20 protein-coding genes are annotated in these 16,783 nt (G+C 62.2%); 13 read left to right on the plus strand and 7 right to left on the minus strand.

The features are described from left to right. Positions 1 to 49: 49 nt before the first annotated feature. Together ACR3YK_RS06595 and ACR3YK_RS06600 are read left to right on the plus strand one after the other, a co-directional pair. On the plus strand, positions 50 to 541 hold the full coding sequence (locus ACR3YK_RS06595; RefSeq protein WP_486174144.1) for a MarR family winged helix-turn-helix transcriptional regulator: 492 nt from the start codon (positions 50 to 52) through the stop codon (positions 539 to 541). Beyond that, on the plus strand, positions 538 to 1,125 hold the full coding sequence (locus ACR3YK_RS06600; protein ID WP_486174145.1) for a DUF4166 domain-containing protein: 588 nt from the start codon (positions 538 to 540) through the stop codon (positions 1,123 to 1,125). The genes ACR3YK_RS06595 and ACR3YK_RS06600 overlap by 4 nt, the downstream gene beginning before the upstream one ends. On the opposite strand, the gene ACR3YK_RS06605 is transcribed toward ACR3YK_RS06600, so the two are convergent. Continuing rightward, positions 1,122 to 1,724: a response regulator transcription factor gene (locus ACR3YK_RS06605; RefSeq protein ID WP_486176382.1), complete on the minus strand. Its 603-nt coding sequence runs from the start codon at positions 1,722 to 1,724 to the stop codon at positions 1,122 to 1,124. The genes ACR3YK_RS06600 and ACR3YK_RS06605 overlap by 4 nt on opposite strands. A gap of 38 nt (positions 1,725 to 1,762) precedes the next feature. Beyond that, a complete protein-coding gene (locus ACR3YK_RS06610; RefSeq protein WP_486174146.1) occupies positions 1,763 to 2,995 on the minus strand; it encodes a sensor histidine kinase in 1,233 nt (410 codons plus the stop codon). 176 nt (positions 2,996 to 3,171) lie between these two features. On the opposite strand from ACR3YK_RS06610, the gene ACR3YK_RS06615 reads away from it, so the two are divergent. After that, positions 3,172 to 3,645 carry a hypothetical protein gene (locus tag ACR3YK_RS06615; protein ID WP_486174147.1) on the plus strand — a complete coding sequence of 158 codons (474 nt, stop codon included), beginning with the start codon at positions 3,172 to 3,174 and terminating at the stop codon, positions 3,643 to 3,645. 89 nt (positions 3,646 to 3,734) lie between these two features. Here the strand turns inward: ACR3YK_RS06615 and ACR3YK_RS06620 are convergent, their stop codons facing one another. Next, positions 3,735 to 4,124 (minus strand): winged helix-turn-helix transcriptional regulator, encoded by a 390-nt coding sequence (locus ACR3YK_RS06620; RefSeq protein WP_486174148.1) that lies wholly within the window; start codon positions 4,122 to 4,124, stop codon positions 3,735 to 3,737. A gap of 77 nt (positions 4,125 to 4,201) precedes the next feature. On the opposite strand from ACR3YK_RS06620, the gene ACR3YK_RS06625 reads away from it, so the two are divergent. From ACR3YK_RS06625 to ACR3YK_RS06635, 3 genes are all read left to right on the plus strand, one after another. After that, positions 4,202 to 4,612, plus strand: coding sequence for a RidA family protein (locus ACR3YK_RS06625; protein WP_486174149.1), 411 nt, complete (start codon positions 4,202 to 4,204; stop codon positions 4,610 to 4,612). A gap of 425 nt (positions 4,613 to 5,037) precedes the next feature. Further along, a complete protein-coding gene (locus tag ACR3YK_RS06630) occupies positions 5,038 to 5,334 on the plus strand; it encodes a helix-turn-helix domain-containing protein (RefSeq protein WP_486174150.1) in 297 nt (98 codons plus the stop codon). Next, a complete protein-coding gene (locus ACR3YK_RS06635; protein ID WP_486174151.1) occupies positions 5,331 to 6,602 on the plus strand; it encodes a type II toxin-antitoxin system HipA family toxin in 1,272 nt (423 codons plus the stop codon). The genes ACR3YK_RS06630 and ACR3YK_RS06635 overlap by 4 nt, the downstream gene beginning before the upstream one ends. 227 nt (positions 6,603 to 6,829) lie before the next feature. Here the strand turns inward: ACR3YK_RS06635 and ACR3YK_RS06640 are convergent, their stop codons facing one another. Beyond that, positions 6,830 to 7,717: a phosphoribosylaminoimidazolesuccinocarboxamide synthase gene (locus tag ACR3YK_RS06640; protein WP_486174152.1), complete on the minus strand. Its 888-nt coding sequence runs from the start codon at positions 7,715 to 7,717 to the stop codon at positions 6,830 to 6,832. An 8-nt stretch (positions 7,718 to 7,725) separates the two neighbouring features. Beyond that, positions 7,726 to 8,976 (minus strand): phosphoribosylamine--glycine ligase, encoded by a 1,251-nt coding sequence (gene purD / locus ACR3YK_RS06645; protein WP_486174153.1) that lies wholly within the window; start codon positions 8,974 to 8,976, stop codon positions 7,726 to 7,728. Positions 8,977 to 9,043: 67 nt separating this feature from the next. Here purD and ACR3YK_RS06650 point away from each other — a divergent pair, with 67 nt between their 5' ends. The 4 genes from ACR3YK_RS06650 to ACR3YK_RS06665 all read left to right on the plus strand — a co-directional run bounded on the left by ACR3YK_RS06650 (position 9,044) and on the right by ACR3YK_RS06665 (position 11,020). Continuing rightward, entirely contained in the window at positions 9,044 to 9,415 is a 372-nt protein-coding gene (locus tag ACR3YK_RS06650; RefSeq protein WP_100388032.1) for a sterol carrier family protein, read from the plus strand. Then, positions 9,412 to 9,774: a hypothetical protein gene (locus ACR3YK_RS06655; protein WP_486174154.1), complete on the plus strand. Its 363-nt coding sequence runs from the start codon at positions 9,412 to 9,414 to the stop codon at positions 9,772 to 9,774. Before ACR3YK_RS06650 ends, ACR3YK_RS06655 begins: the two co-directional genes overlap by 4 nt. Positions 9,775 to 9,857: 83 nt before the next feature. Then, positions 9,858 to 10,328 (plus strand): hypothetical protein, encoded by a 471-nt coding sequence (locus ACR3YK_RS06660; RefSeq protein WP_486174155.1) that lies wholly within the window; start codon positions 9,858 to 9,860, stop codon positions 10,326 to 10,328. A 203-nt stretch (positions 10,329 to 10,531) separates the two neighbouring features. Beyond that, a complete protein-coding gene (locus tag ACR3YK_RS06665) occupies positions 10,532 to 11,020 on the plus strand; it encodes a hypothetical protein (RefSeq protein ID WP_486174156.1) in 489 nt (162 codons plus the stop codon). A gap of 59 nt (positions 11,021 to 11,079) precedes the next feature. Here ACR3YK_RS06665 and purF read toward each other — a convergent pair whose 3' ends face one another. Then, complete coding sequence (purF, locus tag ACR3YK_RS06670) at positions 11,080 to 12,537, minus strand: amidophosphoribosyltransferase (RefSeq protein ID WP_486174157.1); 1,458 nt, start codon at positions 12,535 to 12,537, stop codon at positions 11,080 to 11,082. A gap of 117 nt (positions 12,538 to 12,654) precedes the next feature. Here purF and purM point away from each other — a divergent pair, with 117 nt between their 5' ends. Both purM and ACR3YK_RS06680 read left to right on the plus strand, forming a co-directional pair. After that, positions 12,655 to 13,761, plus strand: coding sequence for a phosphoribosylformylglycinamidine cyclo-ligase (purM, locus tag ACR3YK_RS06675; RefSeq protein ID WP_486174158.1), 1,107 nt, complete (start codon positions 12,655 to 12,657; stop codon positions 13,759 to 13,761). Beyond that, positions 13,751 to 15,112 (plus strand): aminotransferase class V-fold PLP-dependent enzyme, encoded by a 1,362-nt coding sequence (locus ACR3YK_RS06680; protein WP_486174159.1) that lies wholly within the window; start codon positions 13,751 to 13,753, stop codon positions 15,110 to 15,112. The genes purM and ACR3YK_RS06680 overlap by 11 nt, the downstream gene beginning before the upstream one ends. A 119-nt stretch (positions 15,113 to 15,231) precedes the next feature. Here ACR3YK_RS06680 and ACR3YK_RS06685 read toward each other — a convergent pair whose 3' ends face one another. Then, a complete protein-coding gene (locus ACR3YK_RS06685) occupies positions 15,232 to 15,456 on the minus strand; it encodes a DUF3073 domain-containing protein (RefSeq protein ID WP_486174160.1) in 225 nt (74 codons plus the stop codon). A gap of 155 nt (positions 15,457 to 15,611) precedes the next feature. On the opposite strand from ACR3YK_RS06685, the gene ACR3YK_RS06690 reads away from it, so the two are divergent. Then, a complete protein-coding gene (locus ACR3YK_RS06690) occupies positions 15,612 to 16,733 on the plus strand; it encodes an NAD(P)-binding domain-containing protein (protein WP_486174161.1) in 1,122 nt (373 codons plus the stop codon). Positions 16,734 to 16,783 lie beyond the last annotated feature (50 nt).

Consider the following 16,783-nt stretch of genomic DNA (forward strand, 5'->3'; position numbering starts at 1 on the left):
TATGCGTGTCAATTAGTTGACATCGCACACTCTATGTCAGAATATTGACATGACGCAACCGCCGACCGGAATCGATCTCGATACCTCGCTGGGCTACCTCCTGAAGGAAGCGTCCAGTGCCCTCCGGTCGTCCATGGAGGCCGTGCTGCGTCCGCTCGGCATGAACATCACGCACTACTCGTGCCTCGAACTGCTGGCCCAGCGACCCGGCCTCTCGAACTCCGAGCTTGCCCGCGGTGCTTTCGTCACTCGCCAAGCGATGAACGTGTTGCTGCAATCTCTTGAGCGCGACGGTTTCGTAAGTCGACCCGAGCAGCCAGTCGCTGGTCGCGTACTCCCCGTCGAACTCACCGCCAGCGGCCGACGTCAGCTCGTCACCGCAAGCGCGGCAGTCAGAGAAGTAGAAGACCGGATGAAGTCGAAACTCAGCGTGGACGAGCAAGCGATCTTGGGTGACCTGCTCTCACGGTGCGTGAGCTCGTTGCGCGAGCATCCCGCGGCATCCACGTCTCAGCAAGCCGGATCGCGGTCGCAATCGTGAGTGAGTCGGTTTACCGCCGTGTGCTCGGTGCCGAGCTCGACACGCTCGCTCTTGAGCTCCGCCCCTACTTCGACGGTGGTCAGCGCGTTGGCGTCGGCAGTGGAGTGTTCGACGCAGCGGGCGCGCCGCTGCGCATCCTGAAACCGGTGCTGGCTTTCATGGCGTGGCAGCGCATCCTCTTTCCCGAGTACGAGCACAACGTGCCCTTCGATGTCCTCAACACCCCCACCACGGATGGTGCCCTCGGCGCCGTACGCACCTTCCACTTCGCCGGCCGCGACCGCGTCTTGCAGGATGAGATGCGCGTCGTTGACGGTCACCTGCACGATTTCTTGGGGCGCCGCGGCGGCTTCGAGGTGCGCATGATGCTCACCGTTATTGATGGCCGCATGCAGCTGAGGTCCGATCGCCAGTGGCTACATCTGGCGGGCCTGCGGGTCCGAATCCCCGCTCTCGCTACGGTTACGGTCGACGAATCGTGGGCCAATGGACGCCAGCAGGTGGATGTTCGGCTCCGCACTCCGCTGCTGGGCGACTGGTTCCGCTACGCCGGGCACTTCACCTACGGCTACACGACTCGCTAGATCCACCCCTGCTGCCACGCCTTATCGGCGGCATCGTGCCGCGAGCGAGCGTCGAGTTTCGTCATCGCGGACGACAGGTAGTTGCGCACGGTTCCGGGCGCGAGGTGCAGAGCGTCAGCGATTTCCTGCACGCTCATCGTGGAGCGACTGAACCGCAGTGCGTCGAGCTCGCGATCCGTGAGAGGGCAGCGGTCGGCGGTGAGGGCCGTCGCCGCAATTTCGGGATCAATGTAGCGTTTGCCGGCCACGACATCACGAATCACAGCGGCCAAGTCTTCGGCGGGCGTCGACTTGGGCACGAAGCCTGAAACGCGTGCGGCGAGAGCGCGGCGCAGCACGCCGGGTCGAGCGTGGCGGGTCACAATGACGACCTTCGTCGCGACCGTCGAGAGGATGCGCGTGGCCGCCTCGATGCCATCGGCCTGCGGCATTTCGAGGTCGAGCAGGCAGACATCCGGTTGAAGTTCGAGCGCTTGCTCTGCCGCAGCAACACCGTTGTCGACGCTCGCGACGACCTCGATATCGGCTTCCAAGTTGAGCAGTGCACTCAGCGCACCGCGAATGAGATGCTCATCGTCCGCAATGAGCAGGCGGATGATGCGGGGTGCTTCGCTGGCCCCACTCGCGCCAGTCCCGCTCACGCTGTCACCCGCGACCGCTCCGGAATCCGCACGCTCAGCTCGAAGCGATCTCCGTTGTCATCAACCTCAGTGGCGAGCTCACCCCCGAGGGCAGCGACTCGGCTGTGGAGCCCGACAAGCCCGCTACCGGGAGTCTCTCCCGCCGCGGCCGAGCTCCGCAGCTCGTTGTTGCTGATCACGAGAGTACTTTCGGTGTCGCTGCTAGTGAGCTGAATCGACACGTGGCTGGCTTCGCTGTGGCGCAAGATGTTCGTGGTCGCTTCGCGCACGGCGAGCCCCAAGGCGCGCCTCACGTCGGCATCGTCCGGCATTCGGCCAATCACCAGATCGCAGTGCGCGCCCGCCGCGGCGAGCACTTCGCGTGCGTTCTCGAGTTCGTTGTCCAGCTCGACTTCGCGATAGCCGGCCACGAGGGAGCGGGTCTCTTCGAGGGCTTGCTTGGCGATCATCCGAGTTTCGTGAATGTGTTCGCGGGCTGCTGCGGGGTCGATGGCCAGCATCCGCTCGGCCAGCTCAGATTTGAGGGCGATCACTTGCAGGTGGTGCCCCTGAATATCGTGCAGGTCAGAGGCGAAACGCAGTCGTTCTTCGGTCACCGCGAGTTCGGCAGCGCTCGAACGAAGGCGGTCGAGGGTGACGACAATGTCCCACCACCACAAACCCGTGAGCACCATCACCGGCAAGAGCAGGCCGTAGAAGAGCACGAGCCAGAAATCGCCCGTCACCCCGGCATTGACGGGGTTGCCGAGAACGGTGGTCGAGAGCACGGGATGAGCAATCGAGAGAGCAAGTCCACCGCCCAGCACACTCCAGAGGTGGCGTCGCGGCAGGAGCGGTGCGATAACGCAGAAGCCCATCCACAGCGGAAGCGCCGCCAAGAATCCGATCTCGGGCCTGAACAGCCCAAGCACCCATACGGTAATGGCGGGCGCGAGAAGAGCTGCGAGCCACATGGTGCTCGGGATGCCGCGCCCGCGCTCCGTGCGAAGAAACCAGCATCCGCGAACCTGGGCTGCAGCCGCTGCCACCGCCAGCGCGATGAGGGCCGCGTCAATCGGGGAGCGTGAGGCGGCGAAGGCCACGAGCATGTTGAGAATCACGATCGCGTTGAGCACGATGTAGAAGAACACGATCGAGCCGAGCGTGTAATTCCAGGTGGCGCGTACGCCGCGAACACCGCGAGCGTGTTCGCTGCCGCCGGGCATCGCAGGCGTGGTGGTTTCAAGCATGGCCCCAGCGTAGAGCAGTGACATTTGTCACAGTCGCGGGTGCGAAAGTGCACTGGATGCCGTGACGCCGCGGCACTGCCCAGCGCGGTCGGCTGCGGCGAGGATTGATACATCGCCGGCACCTCAGATAGTCGCAAGCCGGACGAACTACGTCATCCCCTTAAGAAAGGCACACCATGTACGACACCCTCAGCTCCTTCACCGCTGGACTCCCCGAACTGCTGCAGTGGGTAGGCGTGATTCTGATCGCCGCGATTCCGTATGTGGAATCGTATGGCGGGTCGGTGATTGGAATTGTCACCGGCATTAATCCGATGGTCGCGATCATCGCCGCGATCATCGGCAACGTGATCTCGATGCTGATCTTCGTGTTCGTAGCGCACCGGGTTCGTGCCAAGGTTGCAGCGGGCCGCGAGCCCAAGCCCGAAGCGCCCCGTCGCCAGAAGCTGCGCCAGCGTTTCGATCGCTACGGAGTTGCCGGAGTCAGCCTGCTCGGCCAAACCCTCCTGCCCAGCCAGATCACTTCGGCCGCGATGGTGTCGTTCGGTGCTTCGCGCAACGCCGTCATCGTCTGGCAGATCATCTCGATCATCATCTGGGGCGTGCTGTTCGGTGTGCTCGCCACCTTCGGGGTCACTGCCCTGCGCTAAGGCTTTTGGGCCAAGGGCCGTTCTCCGCCTTGAGTTGCAAAGAGTGACTTCGAGCGGGGTTCGGCCCTCACGACTGCTGGCTTGTCTCCTCAGTCCGCTTCATCATCGAACCGACGTCGAGCGTTCTCGACCTCGGGCATTTTCGTATCCACCCAGTGGAGGACCTCATCGATGGGGGAGCGAAGCGTTTTGCCCAGCGGAGTGATGAGATATTCGACCGCTAAAGGGCGGGTGCTGAGAACGGCGCGTTCGATGATGCCGTTGCGCTCCAGGCGGCGCAAGGTTGTGGTCAGCGACTTCTGCGAGACAGCGGGGATGGCGCGGCGCAGTTCGCTGAAGCGAGACGGCCGATCGCAGAGCAAGTTGAGAACTTCGAGGGACCACTTATCGAGAACGTGGTCGAGCAGCTCGCGATGCCTCGCGCCGATCTCGAAGCGTTCGCTGGTGGCGGCTATCGCCGTGTCTCGCGTTACCGTCATGACACCTAGTTTCGTTGAAGTAACCGCTAGATACCAACTATCAATGGACTACTGCCCTACGAATCAAGGAGTCAATCATGAGTGTTCAGTTGTTTTCGCCCGAGGGCCTAATGCAGCCCGTTCCCTACCATCACGTCGCGGTCGCGTCGGGATCGCGCCAAGTCTTTGTTGCGGGGCAAGTGGCGCGGGATGGGGGAGGAGCCCCGAGCGGATCGAACGATCTCGCGGGGCAGGTTGCGCACGCGCTTCGCAATGCGAACGTTGGCCTGACCGCCGCTGGCGCTAGTTTTTCCGACGTGGTTCGAATGGTGTTTTACGTGACGGCATGGGCGCCGGAGAAGATCGGCGAGTTTATGGCAGGCATCGAGTTGGTGACTCGCGAACTCGGCATCCCTTTTCCGCTGCCGCCAGCTTCGCTGATCGGAGTTGATTTCTTGTTCGAACCCGACGTGCTCGTTGAAGTGGAAGTCACTGCGGTTCTCGATTAGCGAGTGCGCCTAAGTTGCGGGAGAGGGCAAGAGCCCATGGTGGTGCGGTAGCCGGCTATCGCGCCATGCGAACGCCGATGAACGGCGGTGTCGCCCAGGGTCGCGTCGAGCTGGATGCTCAACTCCTTACTCGGGCTGTTGAGGATGTGATCCCACATCGTCTGTCGCTTGGCCAGAAACTCGGCGGTGAAGAAGTCCTACGGCGGCAGGTACGAATACGCTTCTTGCGAGCTCGCGGGAAGCAATCGTGCGAGAGCACCGGCGTCGGCAGGCGCTGGGTCGCGAAGGATGGTCGACCGTGCTCTATTGCGCGTACATTGCACTGGGTGTAGCGTTTTGCGTACATTGAACTAAATGGTCGGTTTTGCGTACAAACGGTTTATGGGTGAGCGTTACGGAAACTAATCCGGCAGAAAGGGGACCCGATGGCGATCTTGGTGACAGCTGCCGATGTGGGGCGAGTAATCCGCGATAAGCGCCGAAAGCTCGGACTCACCCAACAGGACCTTGCTGACCGGGTGGGAGTCGCACGTCAGTGGGTCGTCAAAGTCGAGAAGGGTAAGGCTCGAATCGACCTCGAAGCGTTGCTGCGGACTCTGTTTCAGCTCGAGCTTGAATTGCACCTCGATGACACCCCGCCCGCTGACGACTTAGACGATTACGTACAGTCATTCGCTAGCAACAACAGCGTAGGAAACGCCCCGAGTGAGGTTCCAGAATGAAGCGAATGCTCGCAGTTTTCATGGGTTCACAGCGCGCTGGAACCCTTGAATGCGACGTGCGAGCTTCCAGCTTTACCTATGAGCGGGAGTATCTACAGGCACGCGGCTCGACCCCGTTGTCGCTCTCGCTGCCGCTTCGAGTGGGAGTGCATCCCCCGGCCGCCGTCGACCCATTTCTGTGGGGGTTACTGCCCGACAATCCTGAAACTCTCCAACGCTGGGCGGTGCTGGCGAGTCCGCAAGCCGACGAGCACAATCCGTTCTCCCTCCTTCAGCACTACGGTCGGGATTGCGCGGGCGCAGTGCAGTTCTTGCCCGAAGGCGAGCGACCGGATGACGCTCACGAAGTGCAGCGGGTCGACGATGTCGCGATCGGCGCGCAATTGCGTGCACTCAACGCCGACCCTAACGCGTGGACGTTCGATGACTCCGACGGTCGGTTCAGTCTGGCCGGAGCGCAAGCGAAGTTCGCGCTCGTAGCTGTTGAAGGAGGGTGGGGTCGTGCACTCGGCAGCACTCCAACAACCCACATTGTGAAGCCTGGCATCCCGCAGTTTAGGGAGCAGGCGCTCAATGAGCATGTCTGTCTCGCCCTCGCTCGTGAGCTGGGGCTACCAGCAGCGCTCACCCAGATTCGTTCTTTCGACGGCACTCACGCGATTGTCGTCGAGCGTTACGACCGGCGAGTGACGCCGGCGGGCATCCAGCGCCTGCACCAAGAAGATCTCTGTCAAGCCCTCAGCGTGTCTCCCTCGCAAAAATACCAAGACGATGGCGGGCCCGGGATCATCGACGTTGTTCGTTTACTGCGGCGCGCTCAGCCCAAGGATCGCGCCGACGCCAGCGCTCACCGATATTTGCTGGCGGTGGCCTTCAACTGGCTGATCGGTGCCCCGGATGCACACGCGAAGAACTACTCGCTCCTTGAGCGGGGTTCCGCTGTCGCGCTTGCCCCGCTCTATGACATTGCGACTATCACGCCCTACGACACGTTCAACACCAAGACCGCACGCCTCGCTCAATCGGTGGATGGCAACTATCGCTTGGCGGCTATCGACGCGAACGCATGGCACACGCAGGCCGAAGATATCGGGCTTGATGGCTCGGCATTCGTGGATGACCTGCGTGCGCTCGCCGCGCGCGCACCCGAGGCGGTCGCGAGATTGTGCGCGGCGGATGACGTACGAGCGATAGACACACCCTTCGCAGGAGCATTGAACGTGGCTCTCCAAGAGCGGATCGCTGTGGCGCTGTCGCAATTGCGCTGATGAAAGGCAAGGCGGCTGACACCGTTCGCAGCTCTACACGGGGCGAATGCCGAGCCGCCTTCTGACTGAAGATGACCGGTCGCTTCTGAGAGAGGCAACATTGGCGAACATGAACTGATGCGGGCTGCGTTTCAGCTTCGATGACCTCGACCAGTCAGCAGAACTCGCGCACTACTATTCTGGCTTCCCGAGCGGGCTGATCATGATCCATTCAAGCTAACACTGAGCTACGCGGTGAGCCGCTCAATGAGCTCGCGATACCGCGCCGCAGTCTGCTCCACGATGTCGGCGGGCAGCTCGGGCGGAACGCCCTGCTTGTCCCAGTTGGCGGAGAGCCAGTTGCGCACGATCTGCTTGTCGAAGCTTGCGAGGCGACCGGGGCCGCCGGCGGCGTAAAGTTCGGCATCCCAGTAGCGGCTCGAGTCGCTCGTCAGAACTTCGTCGGCGAGAACAAGAGCACCGGTCTCCGGGTCGGCGCCGAATTCGAACTTGGTGTCAGCGAGAATCACGCCGCGAGTCTCCGCGATGGCGGAGGCTCGGGCGAAGATGTCGAGCGAAGCATCCCGAAGCGCAGTCGCAACCTCAGTACCCACGAGCTCGACGGTACGCTCAAAGCTGATGTTCTCGTCGTGCTCACCCATCGGCGCTTTCCACGCGGGGGTGTAGATCGGTTCGGGCAGGCGGTCGCCATCGCTCAAACCGGCTGGCAGCGCAATGCCGCACACGCTCTGCGACTCCTGATATTCAAGCCAACCGCTACCCGACAGGTAGCCGCGAACGACACACTCCACCGGATACATCTCCAGGCGCTTCACGATCATCGACCGGTCAGCCAGTTCCGCAGGCGCATCAACGCCAGCGGCATCCGCTAAATGGTTCGGAACGTCAGGCAGCTGCGCGAACCACCACTTGCTCAGTTGCGTGAGCAGCGCGCCTTTGCTCGGGATGCCCGGCTCGAGCACGTGGTCAAACGCACTGACCCGATCACTGGCAACCATGAGCACAAGCTGGGGCTCGTCGGCGCGCACATACAAGTCACGGACCTTGCCGGAATACGTCAGCGTCCACGCGCTCGCAGCATCGTTCACGCCAGCACCTGCTCCAGCATCGTTCACGGCGTTACTCACTGGGCGACGCGAAGCGCGATGTCGGTGCGGTAGTGCCCGCCCTCGAGGGTGATGTGGCCGAGCGCTTCGTAGGCGCGTTCGCGGGCGACCGCAAAGGTTGCGCCGGTCGCGACAACGCTCAGCACGCGTCCGCCGGTGGCGACAAACTCGTCACCCTTTCTGGCGGTGGCGGCGTGGGCGATGGTGATTCCGGGAACGGCGAGTGCCGCATCCAACCCTGTAATCGGACGACCGATCTTGGGGTTCTCGGGGTAGCCCTCGCTGGCGAGCACAACGGTGACGGCCACGTCGTCGGTGAAGACGGGAGTCGCGTGGTCGGGCAGGCCGCCGGTCGCCGCTGCGTAGAGCAGCGAGCTCAGCGGCGTAACAAGGCGGGGGAGTACAACCTGCGTCTCGGGGTCACCGAAACGAGCGTTGAACTCGATAACGCGGATGCCGTCCTTCGTGACAATGAGGCCACAGTAAAGAAGGCCAATGAACGGCGTTTGCTCGTCGGCGAGCTGGCGGATCGTGGGGATCGCGATGGTGTCGATGACTTCTTGAACGAAGTTATCGGGGAGCCAGTTGAGGGGGGAGTAGGCACCCATTCCGCCGGTGTTGGGGCCGTTGTCGCCGTCGTAGGCGAGCTTGTAGTCCTGGGCGGGCGAGAGCGGAACAACGTTGTGGCCGTCGCTGAGCAAGAAGAGGGAGACCTCTTCGCCGGCGAGGTACTCCTCGATGAGAACGCTGCCCTGGCCGAGCCAGAACGTTGCGTGGTCAACGGCGGCGTTGCGGTCGCCCGTCACGAGAACGCCCTTGCCTGCGGCGAGGCCATCGGCCTTCACTACGTAGGGGGCGCCGAACTCGTCGAGAGCCTCGATCGCTTCGTCCAAGGAGCCGGCGCGGTGGGCGCGACCGGTGGGAACGTTGGCGGCATCCATGATGCGCTTGGCGAAAGTCTTGCTGCCTTCAAGAGCAGCGGCAGCCTTGCCCGGGCCGAACACGGCGATGCCGCGGCGACGCAGATCGTCGGCGACACCGGCCACGAGAGGAGCCTCGGGCCCGATAACAACCAACTCAATGTTGTTGTCGAGCGCATACTCGGTGACAACGTCACCACGCGTGGGATCGAGCGCCACCGTCTCAACCACCGAAGCGATACCGGCATTGCCGGGCGCAGCGGTGATTTCGTGCGCCTCTTCCTCGCTGAGGAGAGACGTAACGATGGCGTGCTCGCGGGCACCGGAACCTAGAACAAGAATTCGCACAACGACAGCCTAACCAAGCCCACAGCCTCAGTTGTTAGCGTTCAGCCCAACTTGCTAGCGTTCAGGCATGGCAAAGCTGAAAATAGCCCCCATTGCAGGCGAGGCAAGCATCCGATTGGTGCGCGACGGTCGGGCAGACCGCGACGCTATCGCGACTGCTGTGCGCTACCTCTTGCAGGTGCTTGCCAACACCGCGGAGGGCAACTCAGTTGAAGTTCGAGTGCCACCGCACGGCGCCGTTCAAGCTATCGAAGGCCCTAACCACACGCGCGGCACCCCACCGAATGTTGTTGAGATGGATGCCGAGACCTGGATTGCCCTCGCCACGGGAACACGCGAGTGGGCCGAGGCCCTCGACTCCGGCGATATCAGCGCCTCGGGGTCGCGTGCCGACCTCAGCGAATACCTCCCAGTTGTGTGGGAGAGAATAGCTCCGTGAGTATTACGCCAGAACACGAGCCCGCGGCATCCGCCCCGCAGCAGCCTGCGATGAAGACCACGGTCGAATCGACGGGCGTGAGCATTCGCCGTGCGCCCAAGTACGGCGCGTTCATGATCGTCGGTGGCGGGCTCGGTGCCATCGCGACGTTCATTCTCACGATGTCGTTCCCCGTGGATCCGTCAGTCGGATTCGGGGCGCTCTTTGGCTACTTCAGTCTCTTTGGAATCACTGCCGGCGTTGCCGTCGGAGCTCTCGTCGCGCTCATCGCCGACCGTTCATCGCGCCGTCGCGCCAAGACCGGCACGGCCGAGCATGAGATCTCAGAACCAGAATCCTACGAGGGCACGCTCGAATAGCGGCGCTTAGCCGGCCCTCGCTAAGTCGAAGATTTCTTAGCAAAGAGGCTTAATGTGCTGCTTCGACTGGCATACTCCACTTTATGAAGCGCACGACGTTTGCTGCGGTGGGGAAGCGCGCGGTGGCCGCAGGAACGACTTTGCTCGTCGCCGTGTCGCTCAGTGGCTGCTATTTGTTCGACCAGAGTTGGAAGCAAGATCGTCTGGACAATCTCGACGGTGCTGTGGCTGATTTCGAGGCGTCGAATGTCGGAGACGTTATTTGCGAGGGGGCTGGCGGCGAACCAACTCCGAAGAATGGGTACACCCATTACTTCGTCTTTGTGGGAGACGATATGCCCGCTGCGGTGGGCGCCCGACTCGAAATGCTGGAGTACACCGGGTTCACTCGGCCAGATTCTCTGAGCTACACACGGCCCGATGGAATTGCGGCCGTTGGGTACGTGATGGACGACAGTGATGAAGCCGGCCGAATAGAAGTGTGGCTGGCGGAAGACGGCTGCGAGTTCCCGAGTACCGATGCGATGTGGGTGCAGTTTCAAGAGTCGCCCTAGGTGGAAGGCGCTCACCGACAGGTGTTTCGCAAGAACATGTCAATACTTTCGAGTGTTCCTGGTGCGGCTAGCCCGACTGCCTACGCTCGAGCCATTCGAGGTAGTCGGTCGTGTTGTTGCCCGAGACGCACTAGTCGTCACTAAACCGAGGATTTTTTAAAGAACGGACTCAATTCGTTCTTTCGACTGCGATACTTTTCTGCATGACACAGGCGAGCATGAACACGATGGGCAAGCGCGCGCTTGCCGCGGGCACGATACTGCTGCTCGCAAGTTCGCTCAGCGGCTGCTTCTTGTTGGACCCGAACTGGAAGCAAGATCGTCTGGACAACCTCGACGGAGCGGTGGCGGATTTCGAGGCAGCGACCGTTGGTGAAGTGATTTGCGAAGGGGCTGGTGGTGAGCCCACACCAAAGAACGGTTACACCCACTACTTCGTGTTGGAGGGCGACGATATGCCCGCCGCGGTTGGCGCCCGACTCGAACTGCTGGAGTACACCGGCTCCACTCGGCCAGATTCTCTAAGCTACCGACGCACGGGTGGTATCGGAGTCACCGGGCATGCCATGGACGATAGCGACGAAGCCGGTCGGATAGAAGTATGGCTAGCAGAAGACAACTGCGACTTCCCAGGCACCGGTGCGACGTGGGTGCAGTTTCAAGAGGCGCCCACGGAGACCGACGCCGACTAACGTGCCGTTCGATTCGTCACGGCCAACGCCGTCCTGCAGCGGTTAGTGCCGCAGCCTAACTAGCTCAGTTGCGTTTGCTCGAGCCAGTCGAGGTAGTCGGGGGTGATGTTGCCCGAAACGTATTCGCCCGTGAAGCAGCTCATTTCGAGCGAGTTCACGTTCGAGCCTTCGGTGATCGCAGCCTGCATGTCTTCGACCTCTTGGTAGATGAGCGCATCGGAGCCGAGCTCCATGGCAATTTCGGGGATCTTGCGACCGTGACCGATGAGCTCCGCACGGGACGGCATATTGATGCCGTAGACGTGGGGAAAGCGCACTGGCGGCGCTGCTGAGGTGAAAGTGACCTTGTTGGCGCCAGCCTCGCGGGCCATCTGCACGATCTCCTTCGAGGTCGTTCCGCGCACGATCGAGTCATCGACGATCAGGATGTTCTTGCCCTTGAACTCGGTACCCATCGCGTTTAGCTTCTGCTTCACGCTCTTCTTGCGCTCGGCCTGGCCGGGCATGATGAAGGTGCGGCCCACGTAGCGGTTCTTGTAGAAACCTTCGCGGTATTCAACACCGAGCTTCTGGGCGACCTGCATTGCGGCGGGGCGCGACGAATCGGGAATCGGCATGACTACGTCGATGTCACCCATGGGCGTGTACTTGGCGATCGTGTCGGCAAGCTTGTTGCCCAAACGCAGGCGAGCCTCGTAAACGGAGATGCCGTTCATGATCGAGTCTGGGCGAGCCAGGTAGACGTATTCAAACGAGCACGGAATCAAGACCGGAGCCTTGGCGCACTGCTTGGAGAACATCTGACCATCGGGCGTAATGAAGATAGCTTCACCGGGCGCGACATCCCGCACAAAGTCGTAGCCGGCACTTTCGAGCACGAGAGATTCGGATGCCACGATCCATTCATCACCGACGAGACCTGTTTGGCGGCGGCCCAGCACGAGCGGGCGAATGCCGTAGGGGTCGCGGAAGGCGAGCAGCCCGTGGCCGGCGATCAGTGCGATCGCGGCGTAGGAACCTTCAACGCGGTCGTGCACGCGCTCAATGGCGGTGAAGACCTGCTCAGGGTCGAGGTCGAGACCCGAAACCTGCTCTTGAAGTTCGTTGGCCAACACGTTGACGAGAAGTTCGGTGTCGCTCGTGGTGTTGAGGTGGCGGCGGTCGATGCGGAACAGCTCGTCAGTGAGCTGCTGCGTGTTCGTGAGGTTGCCGTTGTGAACAAGGATGATGCCGTAGGGCGCGTTCACATAGAACGGTTGCGCTTCTTGCTCATTGAACGCGTTGCCCTTGGTGGCGTAGCGAACGTGGCCGAGACCGGAGGTGCCGACGAGGTTGCGCATGTCACGCGTGCGGTACGCCTCGCGAACCTGGCCGTTGGCTTTCTGCAGGTGCAGCGTGCTGCCGTCTGCCGTGGCGATACCCGTGGAGTCTTGACCGCGGTGCTGCAGAAGCAGCAGGGCGTCATAAACCTGCTGGTTGACGGGTTGAGAAGAGACGATACCGACAATGCCGCACATGCTTTCGCGTGGCTCCCTGAGGTCGTAGAGCGCGTACCCGGGGTGAGTACGGTCTAGTTTCTCATACCCCGGCGCATCTGCGGCGACTGGATAACTGCAGACCGGTACGCTAGAGCGGTGACCGAGAACTCTTCCTCCAGTTATGCCGCAGCCGGTGTTGACACCGCCGCTGGTGACCGTGCCGTCGAACTCATGAAAGCGGCCGTCAGCGACACTCATGGGCCCAACGTGGTCGGAGGGTTCGGCGGCTTCGCTGGCCTCTATGACGCCTCGTTCTTCAAGGACTACAAGCACCCGCTCATGGCGACATCGACGGATGGTGTTGGCACGAAGGTTGCGATCGCTCAGGCGCTCGACAAGCACGACACCATCGGTCAAGACCTCGTCGGTATGGTCGTTGACGACATCATCGTCGTGGGCGCCAAGCCGCTCTTCATGACCGACTACATCGCGTGCGGCAAGGTCGTTCCCTCACGCATCGCCGATATCGTCGCCGGTATTGCTCGTGGATGCTCGGCTACCGGCACCGCGCTGGTCGGCGGCGAAACGGCAGAACACCCCGGTCTTCTCGGCCCCGACGACTACGACGTTGCTGGTGCAGCAACCGGCGTGGTTGAAGCCGGATCTCAGCTCGGCCCGCACCTCGTGGCCGATGGCGACGTTGTTATCGCGATGGAGTCCTCGGGCATCCACTCGAACGGTTTCTCGCTCGTGCGCCACATTCTGGCGAACAACAAGGTCGGATACAGCGACCACCTCAACGAACTCGGCGGAGTCGTCGGCGAAGTGCTCCTCGAGCCGACCCGCCTCTACACAATGCCGCTACTCAACCTGCTCGAGGCTCAGCCCGGCGCCGTGCACTCGCTCAGCCACGTCACCGGTGGTGGCATCGCCGCCAACCTCGCACGCGTGCTGCCCGTTGGCTCGTGGGTCGAAGTTGAGCGCTCAACCTGGTCGCCGCCCGCCGTATTCCGTGTGCTCTCGGACATGGCTGGTTCCAGCCTCGAAAGTGCCGAAGGAACCTGGAACCTCGGCATCGGCATGATCGCGATTGTGGCGGCGGATGCTGCCGACGCGACCATCGCCGCCCTCACGGCCGACGGCATCCCCTCGTGGGAAGTTGGTCGTGTTTCGACGGCCGCCCACGATCTTTCTGGCTTCGAACAGGGTGCCAAGGGTGTGAATGGTGGTGCTGTGCGCTTGAATGGGCGCTATGGCAACTAAGCAGCCCGACAACTCGGTTGACGTCGACAACGACGTGCAATCAGCAGAACCCGAAGACGTGTCCACCGTGGTGGACGAGAACCAGGACGACAGTGCGGCTAGCGACGTCGACGTCGACGCGGAAGCCGCCGAAACAGATGCGGACGCAACACAGCGCCCCGAACCCCTTCTGACGCGAGACGGGTCACGCGCCGCCGCGCTCTGGAGCCTCAACTCGCGCTGGCGTCACATCAATCACGGCTCCTACGGTGCCGTTCCGGTCTTCGCCCAGCTGCGCCGCCTCGCCTACTTGCAAGAAGCCGAAGGTGCGCCGCAGCGGTGGTTCGGCGCTGCGCCCGAACGTGTTGCGCAGGCTCGTGCTGACCTTGCCGATTTCATCGGAGTGGATGCCGACCGCTTCGCTTTCGTGCCGAACGCCAGTGCTGGCATGACGGCATCCATTCGCGCGTTGCAGCTCAAGCCCGGCGACGACGTTGTCATCACCGACCACGCGTACGGCGCCGTCGCCTTCTCGGCCAAGCGTGAAGCCCGTCAACGCGGAGCCAAAGTGCGCACCGTGCCGATCGAGTTGGATGCTTCGCCGCAGCAGATCGTGACCGTGCTCGGCAAGGCGCTCGCCAAAAAACCTGCGGGCCTCATCATTGACGCATCGAGTTCGTCCACGGCGCGCGAGTTCCCCGTCGCCGAACTCGCCACGCTGGCCGCGAAGCATGGCGTGCCTCTTCTTGTGGATGCAGCGCACGCGCCCGGCGTGCAGCACCGGCCTGCAGAGGGCGTCGCAGCATCCGCCTGGGTCGGAAACCTGCACAAGTTCGCCTGCGGTTTTCGCGGCACAGCCGTGCTCGTGGCCGAGAAGAAGTTCGCGAAAGAGCTGTACCCGGTGATCGACTCGTGGGGAATGGACGAGCCCTTCCCCGCGCGCTTCGACCAGCAGGGCACGATGGACTACACGCCCTATCTCGCCACAGTGGACGCGATCACAGGTCTGGAAGATCGCATCGGCTGGGATGCCATTCGCAGCTATATCGAGTCGCTGCTCGACTACTCCACCGATATTGTCGCGGATGCTCTCGACGCTGCCTCAGGCGAAGAATCCCGGGTGGATGTCGCAGCCCCCGCCCCCGGAATGCGCCTGCTGCGCTTGCCCGGCACCCTCGCGGCAACGGGCCCCGAGGCTCAAGCTCTGCGCCAGCGCATCACCGACGAGCTCGGTTTCGAAACGCAGATCACCAACTGGCGCGACGCCGGCTACCTGCGTCTTGCCGCTCACGCCTACAACACCGCTGAGGACTACGAGCGATTCGCTGAGGATGCCGTGCCGACGCTCGTGGGCTGGAGCCGCGAAAGCTAGTCGCCGAGGCGGCCAGCTGTTCGTAGCGAGACGCGGGAATTAACGACTGAGGCGAGCATCCGGCCCTGCGGGGTTAGATGCTCGCCTCAGTCTTAGAACGTTGCGGTGAAGACGGCGTGTTAAGCGCTACGAGTTTCTTCGTCGTCTTCGTCTTCGACGTCGTACTTGTCGCTGTACGAGTCAGCGGCGTATTCTGGCCACTTCTCACTGTCGTCGGAAACCGGGGCAGTGTTTTCTGATCCGCTCAACTCTCGAGCGAGCGCACCGTAGTTAGTGTCTGGGCTGAAGTACTTCAAATCCCGAGCAACTTTGGTGTGCTTTGCCTTTTGACGGCCGCGTCCCATGCGAGACCCCCTCATACGTCTGTCCCGGTGCACTGACGGTAGTCAGCGAACGAGCGAACAGGGATGGATGAAAACTAACCTGAAGTTTAGCATGCGAGACAGAAAGGTCTTGGTTGGCGATGCACAGGTGGCGTTCGGGCGGGTAACGTTAGCCCGTGACATCCACTACCGAAACCGACACCTCCGTTGTCGTTATTGGTGCTGGCCAAGCGGGCCTCTCCGTTGCTTATTACCTGCGACGACTCGGTCTCGACCCCGGAAACGACTTTGTGCTGCTCGATCGCGGCCCGGGAACGGGCGGCGCCTGGCAGCATCGGTGGGAAGCGCTGCGCATCGGATCGGCACACCGCATTAACGATCTACCGGGTCTCGACGAACTCGGGCTGAGCTTCGAAACCGCCGACCGTCATATGCCAGCCAAGAAAGTAGTCGCCGACTATTACCGAGCCTACGAAGAGCATTACGGCTTTCAAGTGGTGCGAAGTGCGGATGTGGTGGCCGTCGATAACTTGGGTGAGCATCTCAACGTGACGTTCTCCCTCGACGGCGAGGAGATGAAATCGGTCAGCACGATGCTGATCATTAACGCGACTGGTACGTGGGGTGCACCCTTTATCCCTTGGTATCCGGGACTCAAATCGTTTGAAGGTCGCCACTTGCACACGAGCGAGTACCGCAGTGCCCGCGAATTCACCGACCAGAGCGTGGTTGTGGTGGGCGGCGGAACCTCCGCCATCGGCTTCCTGCTCGAACTCGAAAACCTTGCCTCGAACCTCACGTGGGTCAGTCGCCGTCCGATTGATTTTCTTGAAGACGGCCCGCTCAATCTCGAAGCGCGCAAAGAAGCAGTGCTCCTTCAAGACGAAGCGGCGCGTGCCGGGCGAGTGTTGCCGAGCATCGTTAGCGGCACGGGCGTACCGCGCACCCGCCGCATCCAAGCCGGAATCGAACGGGGCGTTCTGACGCCGCGTCCGATGTTCTCGAGCATTGAACCGAACGGGGTGCGCTGGAAAGACGGTGCCTTCCAGCAAGCGGATGCCATCATCTGGTCGACCGGCTTTAGGCCAGAACTGCGCCACCTTGCTCCGCTGAAACTGCGCGAGAAGGAAGGCGGCGTAGCTGTGGGGCAGGGCGTGGCGTGGCGAGACCCGCGCGTCTTCTTCGCCGGGTACGGCCCGCAAGCCTCCACCATTGGCGCCAACCGAGCGGGACGGATGATCGCCCGCCAGGCCATCGCCACCCTCAGCAAGATTCAAGCCATGAAGAACGGGCGCTAGCGAGCGCTGTTCGTGCGGGCTCTGTTGGGCTGGCGCTGTCGCGCGGGATT

This window comes from Salinibacterium sp. 10G20-15, assembly GCF_057365065.1.

Bases quoted from the DNA above. Each gene is read 5' to 3' on its own strand.
- ACR3YK_RS06620 (WP_486174148.1), bottom strand. From the start codon at position 4,124: ATGACGGTAACGCGAGACACGGCGATAGCCGCCACCAGCGAACGCTTC.
- ACR3YK_RS06685 (WP_486174160.1), bottom strand. From the start codon at position 15,456: ATGGGACGCGGCCGTCAAAAGGCAAAGCACACCAAAGTTGCTCGGGAT.
- ACR3YK_RS06650 (WP_100388032.1), top strand. From the start codon at position 9,044: ATGGCAAAGCTGAAAATAGCCCCCATTGCAGGCGAGGCAAGCATCCGA.
- ACR3YK_RS06610 (WP_486174146.1), bottom strand. From the start codon at position 2,995: ATGCTTGAAACCACCACGCCTGCGATGCCCGGCGGCAGCGAACACGCT.
- ACR3YK_RS06595 (WP_486174144.1), top strand. From the start codon at position 50: ATGACGCAACCGCCGACCGGAATCGATCTCGATACCTCGCTGGGCTAC.
- ACR3YK_RS06680 (WP_486174159.1), top strand. From the start codon at position 13,751: ATGGCAACTAAGCAGCCCGACAACTCGGTTGACGTCGACAACGACGTG.
- ACR3YK_RS06665 (WP_486174156.1), top strand. From the start codon at position 10,532: ATGACACAGGCGAGCATGAACACGATGGGCAAGCGCGCGCTTGCCGCG.
- ACR3YK_RS06660 (WP_486174155.1), top strand. From the start codon at position 9,858: ATGAAGCGCACGACGTTTGCTGCGGTGGGGAAGCGCGCGGTGGCCGCA.
- ACR3YK_RS06635 (WP_486174151.1), top strand. From the start codon at position 5,331: ATGAAGCGAATGCTCGCAGTTTTCATGGGTTCACAGCGCGCTGGAACC.
- ACR3YK_RS06615 (WP_486174147.1), top strand. From the start codon at position 3,172: ATGTACGACACCCTCAGCTCCTTCACCGCTGGACTCCCCGAACTGCTG.
- ACR3YK_RS06630 (WP_486174150.1), top strand. From the start codon at position 5,038: ATGGCGATCTTGGTGACAGCTGCCGATGTGGGGCGAGTAATCCGCGAT.
- ACR3YK_RS06625 (WP_486174149.1), top strand. From the start codon at position 4,202: ATGAGTGTTCAGTTGTTTTCGCCCGAGGGCCTAATGCAGCCCGTTCCC.
- purF (WP_486174157.1), bottom strand. From the start codon at position 12,537: ATGTGCGGCATTGTCGGTATCGTCTCTTCTCAACCCGTCAACCAGCAG.